This window comes from Mesorhizobium sp. B1-1-5 (assembly GCF_006443065.1).
In the GTDB taxonomy this organism is placed as follows: domain Bacteria; phylum Pseudomonadota; class Alphaproteobacteria; order Rhizobiales; family Rhizobiaceae; genus Mesorhizobium.
Genome location: NZ_VFWS01000394.1, coordinates 1 through 1,385 on the forward strand (window position 1 = coordinate 1; position 1,385 = coordinate 1,385).

The following is a 1,385-nucleotide window of genomic DNA, read 5'->3' on the forward strand; positions in this document are numbered from 1 at the left end:
CCTTTACCGCCATCGGCGACAACCAGCACTATGGCACGCCTGGCAACGCGACCGATGCCGACCGCATTCCCGGCGGCTCTTCCTCCGGCGCCGGCGTTTCCGTCGGCGAGGGGACGAGCGAAATCTCCATCGGTTCCGACACTGGCGGATCGATCCGTATTCCGGCGGCACTTAACGGCGTCGTCGGCTTCAAGCCGACGGCGCGGCGGGTGCCGCTCACAGGCGCCTTTCCACTGTCGGCCACGCTGGACTCGGTCGGCCCGCTCGCCCGCACCGTGGCGCAATGCGCCGCGGCCGATGCGGTGATGGCGGGCGAGGACTTGGCGCTGCCGGCGCCACTCGCCCTTGCGGGGTTGCGCATCGGTCTCCCGCGCGGCGTGCTTTTCGGAGAGACTGAAGGCGCGGTGGCAGCAGCGTTCGAGCGCTGCCTCGGCAAGATCGAGCAGGCCGGCGCACGGGTCGCGGACCTGTCGATCGACGACCTGATCGCGGACCTTCGCGCGGTCACAAAACGTGGTTCGATCGCCGCGATGGAAGGGGCCGAAGTGCATGCAGACTGGCTGGCGGCGGGCTCTCCGGTGCCGGTTGACCCGCATGTGAGCGGACCCTTGTCGCGGGCGGCAATGCTGCCGACCCCGGTTTACATCAGGGCACTGCGTCGCCGTGCCGTGCTGGCCGCCGCCATGGATGAGCGGCTGACGTCGGTCGACGTGCTGGCCCTGCCAACCACGCCGGTGACGGCGCCGACCATCGTGTCCCTGGCGCAAGATGCCGGTCTGCGCGATCGCACGGAGGGCCTGCTGCTGCGCAACACGCAGGTGGCCAACCAGTTCGATCTCTGCGCGATCTCGCTGCCGGTGCCAGGCATGGCGCTGCCGGCCGGCTTGATGCTGGTGGCGCGCCACGGCCATGACCGCCGTCTGCTGAGCATCGCCGCTGAAGTGGAGAGATTGCTGGGCGGCTGATCGGGACTGAACCGAATGTCAGTGTGAAGAGCAGTGCTTGCGTTCGCTGTCCTTGGCGGCGCGCTCGACGGCCGTAGCGGCCAGCCACGGAAGGCTGTATTGCTTGCCGGTGATGGTCTGGGTGCGTCGCTCGATCGATCCCCTGACGACAATCTTGCCGGCAGAGAGCGCATCCGACGCCTCGACCATCGCCTTGTCCTTCGTCGGCAATCCGCCGGTGTCGATCGACACGCCCTTGATGATCTTGCCGGTGGCGAGGTCGAGCACGCTGTTCGATGGGCAGGGAGCCTTGAAGCAGCGCAGCCCGTTGTCGCAATAGACATAGCTGCTTTTGGCCGCGGCGAGCGAGGGCAGCAGGCCCGCTGAAGTGGTGGCAAGGCAAAGGAATGCGAGGCGGAGCACGGCCATGGCTCCAGCGTC

2 protein-coding genes are annotated in these 1,385 nt (G+C 67.9%); one reads left to right on the plus strand and one right to left on the minus strand.

Annotated elements, in window-relative coordinates; genetic code table 11:
* Positions 1 to 965: amidase (locus FJ980_RS31710; RefSeq protein ID WP_140547451.1), on the plus strand; the 965-nt coding region annotated here is incomplete at its 5' end.
* 18 nt (positions 966 to 983) lie between these two features.
* Here the strand turns inward: FJ980_RS31710 and FJ980_RS31715 are convergent.
* On the minus strand, positions 984 to 1,385 hold a 402-nt coding region (locus FJ980_RS31715; RefSeq protein WP_246676660.1), incomplete at its 5' end, for a hypothetical protein.